The organism is Caballeronia choica, assembly GCF_001544535.1.
GTDB classification, from domain to species: Bacteria; Pseudomonadota; Gammaproteobacteria; order Burkholderiales; family Burkholderiaceae; genus Caballeronia; species Caballeronia choica.
Window position 1 is genome coordinate 1 of record NZ_FCON02000249.1, and the last position, 7,054, is coordinate 7,054.

Annotated in this window: 4 protein-coding genes; 1 reads left to right on the forward strand and 3 read right to left on the reverse strand. The window is 57.3% G+C overall.

The features are described 5' to 3' along the window. Positions 1-239: IS4 family transposase (locus tag AWB68_RS50280; protein ID WP_268810978.1), on the forward strand; the 239-nt coding region annotated here is incomplete at its 5' end. Between the two features lie 128 nt (positions 240-367). Here AWB68_RS50280 and AWB68_RS41340 read toward each other — a convergent pair. The 3 genes from AWB68_RS41340 to AWB68_RS41360 all read right to left on the reverse strand — a co-directional run bounded on the left by AWB68_RS41340 (position 368) and on the right by AWB68_RS41360 (position 6,850). After that, entirely contained in the window at positions 368-1,399 is a 1,032-nt protein-coding gene (locus tag AWB68_RS41340) for a hypothetical protein (RefSeq protein WP_125483232.1), read from the reverse strand. 1,773 nt (positions 1,400-3,172) lie between these two features. After that, the gene (locus AWB68_RS41345) at positions 3,173-4,477 is read right to left on the reverse strand and encodes an integrase domain-containing protein (protein ID WP_087649929.1); all 1,305 of its coding nucleotides are present in this window, start codon (positions 4,475-4,477) and stop codon (positions 3,173-3,175) included. Positions 4,478-6,556: 2,079 nt separating this feature from the next. Then, entirely contained in the window at positions 6,557-6,850 is a 294-nt protein-coding gene (locus tag AWB68_RS41360) for a helix-turn-helix domain-containing protein (protein ID WP_235028799.1), read from the reverse strand. Between the last annotated feature and the right edge of the window lie 204 nt (positions 6,851-7,054).

Genomic DNA, 7,054 nt, shown 5'->3' on the forward strand with positions numbered 1-7,054 from the left:
TCGACGCAGAACTGCTGTTCGAATCCGATGAGTGGCGCGCGGCGTTCATTCTCAACAAGCAGAAGCCGCCCAAGACGTCACCGCGCCTGAATGAGGCCGTGCGGCTGGTCGCCATGCTCGGCGGCTTCCTGGCTCGCAAAGGCGATGGCGAACCCGGCGTCAAAACGATTTGGCAAGGCTTGCAGCGGGTGATGGATTTCGCCGCTGGCCTCAAGTACGCCCGCGAACTACACGAATGAGTTGTGTGTAATCAAATGGGGTAAGCGCCCTGGCGGGCGCTTTTCCCACTATCATTCGCCAAACAATGGCTGGCGCTGTGCCGACCGTGCGCATTGCCCTGTCGAGCAAAACCGGGCAGGGCGGATTTTCAGGCAGGACGTGGATCGAAAGTACTGGGCAGTGGTGCCATCTCCGGTAAAATCGTGCGAACAAGACCTTGCAACTCGCGAACAAGTTCAATCTGGTCCGCGTTCTCTATGCGCTTCTGAAGAACCTTTTTTATCGCGAGTTCCATCTCACGACGGTATCGAAGTAGCAGTTCAGCGTCTCTGCACTCGATGACGAGGCGGTTCGGTCCCCTCCCCTTCTTTATACGTACGCGAAAGAAATTCGACGGGCGAATGTGTTCAGCCCTGAGTTCGGTCAGAATGTTTTCAGCCGTGCGACCTGCGACCTTGAACATCGGTTCGACCCTTCGCGCCCGAACGAGCATCTCATCAGCACCCAACTCATTTTTGAGCGCAAGAAGCCTTCTTCCGATCGCGAAGGTGAGATCTGTTTCCCAAAAAAGATAACGGACGGCATCTGGAATTTGGCCGATTGCAACGGCGTCACTGATGTGACGTCGAGAAACGTTGAGCACCCGAGCGCATTCGCTATACGTATTCCATTCCCCTTTTGTGATACCGAGGTGGTAGCGGTCCAGGATGCTTTTAGGTAAATCAAGCGACCTTGCGGCTATTTTACTGTCCTGGCCAGACCAGCGCAAAGCGCGCTTCGATTCAGATATCTTGCCCTTGACAATGCCGAGCACCGTTTTCTTTGTATATTTGCTCCCGCAAGCTCCGCTCCGTTGAATGCGTTGAAGCACCGTCGCTAGGCCATCACGCATAATCACTTCGCGAATCACCCGGACCGTGTGGCTGGTGACGTCGATCTCGTCTTCGAACAAATCGCGGACTTCCGCTGGCAACGCGCGTAGTTGCAGTGCAAACGATAACTCGGCCTGACTGACCCGAAGCGTTTCCAGTGCACCGGTTTGCGTGGTCCATCGTCCCTCGTCGAGCCCCTGCTGATACCGGTTGGCGACGATCCGGCAACTCCGCCTGCTTATCAGGCGGTATGGTCTTTTTTTCCCCATTGTTTCAGTCTCTTGTCGCTCATGATTTCGCTTTTCCATGAAAGCTTCTTCATAACAATACGCGATTTTTTGACAGAATGGCGGCGGAATGGCGATCGAAAAGCTGCGTCTTTCAAAAAAAGCGCGAAGTCATTTCGGCGAGCGGAGGCTAAAGGGTTTAAAGACGGAATATCAAGCAAGGACAAGAAAGAAAGTTGCGCGATGAAACCGCCCGCGACGAGTTGGCGTTCTTCGAGACCACCGGCCTCGCCGATGCACCTGACTGAACAAGCCCGCAGGGAGCTCGCCGCTCTTCTCCCTTTTCTTAACGGCGCACGCTGCTGGTGGTCGCTGCGTCGCTTACGACGTTTCGCGCTTCGCTGTCGTTACATCCCCGTCGCATCTTCTTTCTCGGCTGCTTGAACTGCCCGCAGCGAATAAGCGCTATCCAGGTAGCAGATCTTGAATCTGGCTGAAAATATTCCTATCAATTTGTTTTCGTTGAGAAAAGCTCCCATTTTTGTGAAATCGATCCCGTACATCCAGATGCCCAGCTTCCGCGATATCGACCCCTAAAAGTCGTGGTTCGGCTCGATTCCAGGAGATGGCCCGACAGTCGCTCGTCCGAAAATCGCTGTCCTCTGGGCAACGCATGTGCTGTCGACGGCCGCGCTCGGCGAGACCGTGTGCGGTCTTTTCGCTGACCTTCTGCATCTTCTTTTCGGTATAGACTGCAATCGATAACGCCTTGTTTGGTAAGCAAAAGCGGAGGCTTTTTGCGATTTGGTCTCGGGCCGCGCGCTCACCCATATTTCGCAAAGGCTTCGGTCTTCGACGTTGCCGGCAGCCACATAATCTCCTGCAGGCCACGTACGCCACGCGCCGTACATCTGATTCACCCGCCGGAGTTTGAGTTCGAGCCACGCTCTCGACTTGTGCCAGGCCGCTCGTCAATCACCGATTTCGTCCGAGCTTCGGGCGTAAATGCTTTGCCCTTTTAATTGCGATATTGCCGGTGGAATGCCTCATCGCATCCTTGAATGAACGCGTGAAGAAGGTGACTCCGACGCCGGAAGCAAACGCCTGTGGAAGTGATGACTTCGGCGACTCGCTGAGACGCGGAAATCGCGCGAGCCCCAACAGAGCAAGCAGCGCCGTGCTCAGACTCCGGTTGAGAACAGATGACCCCTCGTGTATCCGAGACGCGGCGCCCGGTCGGTGAGCCTTCGCCAAAATCCAATACAGGGTGCGCCTGCAGAGGCGCACTGACCGATACGGAAAGGACTATGTAAGACGGCACGTGAAAAGCTCGCAAAAATCGCGGTCTTTGTTCCACACGAGAGCTATCCAGATAGCGCTCATAGTGCTTTTGCCGCGCTGACTGCGACTCGTTCCTTGTTGGCCCGAAGTGCGCTAATCAAGGAGACCCATGGCTTATCGGCGGTCGCCACGGCGGATCAGCAGTAAGCGGCCAGAGAGCCTGTCGTGACGGACGGTGGGACCGGGCGGCAGATGTGAAAAGGTTGTCGGTTGTGAGGCAACAATGTCGCTCGCCCTATGAGTGGGGAGCGCATCAGGACGCCAGTTGCGGACCCTGGGTGTGGTCGAGACGCAGATATGCGACACCGCCTCGATTCACCACACAGTTTCAACCGCACACCGGTTCCCTCAGCGGACAGCAGGTCGGCGACAAGCCCGGTAAGGATAGTGCAGCCGACCGCCGACGACCTGGACACGTAGGTCAAGTCTTCCGTGTGCCGACCATACGGCAACGGGTGCCGCGGTCGCGTACGTCGCAGGGATTCGCACCCTTCATAGCTGCATAGCCGGACGTCAGTCCCACCCATCGTCGAGCAGCAGCATCTGTCCTGTCGCCGCCTGGCCAATCGGCCGAAGCACTGCGCTCGCGTCGAGAGGGCATGGCGCTCCGTCCGTGGGAGTTGCATCTATGGGAAATGCATCCAAGGGTGCGGGGTCCAGAGGGGTCGCATCGCGAGGAGCCACCTTTGTGAACGCTGCGTCTGTAGGCGCTTGGCACTTTGCAAGGATACGGTAAAGCGCCTGCCTGGAAATCTTTAGGCTCTTGGCCGCCTCCGACTTGACACCCCTTGCAGCAACAACCGCCGCAATGACCTGCTCGGGCGAGACGACAGGTCGGGATAGACGTTCGACGGTGGCGAACGTCGAAATGTAGGCCGTCGCCTTCGCGGCGAGGCTATGCCCGGCCGCCTCGACAAGTCGTTGCATGGCCGCCTGATGAAGCTCAGGATCGGGGCGATGATCGGCCCGTTTGATCGGTGCGGGAACGCCGGTCACCGCCTCATACATCCTTTGCAGGTAAGCATGACGCAGGCCGTGCACCGTAATGCCTTTGGCACTTCGCGTGATCCCCTCCTTCTGCAAGACATGATAGAAGTGGCGATACCACTTCTTGAGCGACCAAGGGTCCGGGATCATCGACCCTGTGCGCGGATTGGAGAGCCTCGCCGCCCGAATGATTACCTCGTACTGCCATTCGGCGTCGATCGGGATAAGCCGAGGCCTTCCGCCCTTGGTGCCGTCGATCACATGAAGATGGCCCGACACACGTAGACATTGCAAAGGACGAAGGAGCATGCTCTCTTGCGCGCGCAGGCCAAAAGTGGCCTGAAGCTCAACCTGCATCGCGACCCAGCGGTCGCAGTCGCAAAGCCGTGCAATCACGTCGTTGACATCGACGTTGGCCGCCTCCCAAGACTTGTCCTCTTGCGCGATGTAGTAGCGACGATATCCATCGGGGCGCTTGATATAGTCATCCACCGTACCTACGAGCTGATGCTTCTTCATCCAGACGGCGAGCGTTCGCCAGTAGGTCAGCTTGTTCTCGACCGTACCTGGCGCCTGTTCCTTCTCGCTCACCCAGAGGTTGACCAGGTAGCCGATGTGCTTTTCCGACAGATTCCATGGCGACTGGAGTGCGAAGCCGCCCTTTCGTAGCTCGCGGAATCCCGCGATGAGACTTTGGACGCGGTACTTTTGGGTTTTGATAGAGATTGCGTTGGATGTTACGCGAGTCTTGCTATGGGCTTTCGATAAATGCTGTTGGAATAGCTCAGTGAGTTCCTTCGTAAGCCGCTGCGGCAGCCCGGCGTTGTCCATCAGGGCCGAGAAATTCAGTTGGATTTTCACAGCTGTTGTCTGAAAAGCGACGTCTCACCTATCAAGAGGACGCCGCGGGTGGGTGGGATGCTGCACGCTTTGCTTTCCGGGATCTTAGAGATCAGATTTTCGATTCACCCGGCGCAGGGAAGCACTGCCGCCTGATGATCCTTGCTCCGGATAAATCCGGCGCATGGCTACTTGACCGCGGGGCAACAGCCTGTCGAGCCAAGCAATTCTTGTTGCGCTTTTGGGTATCGGCAGCGCGGGCCGACAGATAGGGATGAAGAAATCCGCACCAAGGGTGCAAGTGATTTCCCGTCTTGGGAGCTTGACCATCACGGTCGCCTTGAATGGGACCGCGTGCGTCGGGCTTGGCGTGATTGCCGTAGACGAAAGGAAGAATGATGCTCGCACTGTCCGCGCGAAGTCGTTCTCAGTCGATGACGAATTGCGTATCGGTCAAGGAGCCAGCATCCTTGCGGTTCTTATAGAACTCAGTTTCCCGCATCAGACGACTAGCCTGATTGGCAGCGCCGCTGCCGCTTTGAGAGATCGCACCTGTCGAGTGCCGAAGATACAAATGGAGTGCGCTGCACTCGGGTCGATGCGTCAGTGACGCGGATAGGTAAATAGGATATTAGGGCTTTCTGAGCGTGAAGATGGATGGAAAGCTCGCGATTTTGTGGTGTCTTTTGCTCGGCGCCTTGCAGTTGGGCTACAGCTTGCCGCCCGTGTAAGAACCTATTGCAGCCCCGCGCTTTGAAGGTGGCGATTCTCGGAATCGAGAGCGAGGCGCGCACCATAACGGTCGGACAAGTGATCGCCGAGGTCGACTTTCAGCGCCCAGGCGTACAGACATGGGAGTGCCACGGGCAACTCGATGATCGCCGACAAAGTGCCTCTGCGAGGTCGTCGGAGCACTGCAAAACACGAAAACACGCGTCGCGGGAGCGGTCGATAAGCGGTAAACGACAAGGGCGGATACCGCAGCGTGATTGGAAACAGCGCCCCGAAACCGCTCGTTGAATCGCTTAACGTGGGGCCGAACACGTTGACGCGATGATCGCGCCGGGTCCGCGCATAGTCAAAGTCGAGCGGCACAAACTTGGCGTGATAAATGGCACCTTAACTCGCAACGCGTCGCGAAACCGGCGCGGCGCTGCTCGACACTTCGATATCATACGGCGCGTTGATATCGCCGGGTCACTACAACGAGCCCGTGCGGCCAGTGCATGAACGCCGTGAGGCGTGTTTTGTCATGTCCGGCCCACAGAGGCGGTTAGCCTGCCAAGCCGCGCTCGTCTACCACTGGCGCGACCTGTATACTTTGTAGCACGGGCGCCACTGCTATCTGGTACTTCGGCACCACGTCGCGGCGCACTTCGTCGTCCGGCAGTCCGCGATGCATCACGCTGCCCGAGCTGCTGAGCACGCTACGAGGCGCAACGTCTCCAAGTGTATGGCGGCGCCGATTGACTACGCTAATAGCGCGGACCAGGATCCTTTCCTCGGTCGCGACGTAACTGCCTGTGCAGACTCGCGTTACATGGGCATACAGCGAGGCCCGCGCTGTTCCACTTATCAGCTCTCACACCGAACGGCAAACGTCCTCCGCGCGCGGCGTCAGGGCGCTCAATTAAGATGCCTTGCACAAGCGCGATTTCCTGCTAGCAAAGAGCCGCTGTTCGGACCCGGTTTCCCGTCCGTCAAGGGTTGCTACCATCTTCCACGAATCCGCGTCTGCGCTCCTCATCTCCGCTCTTCCCCTCGCTCGGATTTAACGTGTTACATCGACTTCTGGCCCACCGCGCACAAGCTCAACTCATTGTTTCTAAAATGAAATGCGCTAGTTTTTGCGAAAACCAAGCGTATTGCACAGTTGCTCAGTCTCCGCCAATTCTGTCGCCGCAAGCGCCCGCCTCGGCCCGTTCATCGGACCTGAGTAGCGCTGGCAAAGCAATTGTTAGTGCCTCAGTACTCAAAGCGACCGACGCCAGCCGCCGCTAATTTAAACGCGCGCGCAACTCCTGAGGTCGGCATCTTTCTCCTCTTTCTTCGGCGTGATGGCACGCGTTTTCACTTCGCCAGAAGTCGATAAAGTGCCGGTCGAGAAATGCCCAAACTTTTCGCCGCATCCGATTTGTTGCCGCCCGTCGCAAGGACGGCGGCGAATGCCTGCCCCGAAGAAACAACGGGCCGAGCGAGTCGGCCCATCGCAGCAAATGTGGATATATGGACCGTCGCTTTCGCGGCAAGCTTATGACCCGCTGCCTCGACAATCCGTCGCATGGCTGCGTGGTGTAGCTGTGGATCCGGCCTGCGGTCGGGCCGTTTGATGGGCGCCGGCACGCCCGTCATCTTTTCATACATCTGTTGCACTTCAGTTTGAAACCGCCTCCGGAATATTTCTCTATAACCCCTGTGCACCGCTCGACGATGACCGTCCAGCCGAATAAATCCGTGTCTCTCTAGCGGCATCAATTGCCGTTCCATTAGCCCGAACTTTGAGCGCCCGCGCGCATAATCCTTTGATTTATCAGGATTATTCTTTTGCGAGTGAGACGATTACTGGGT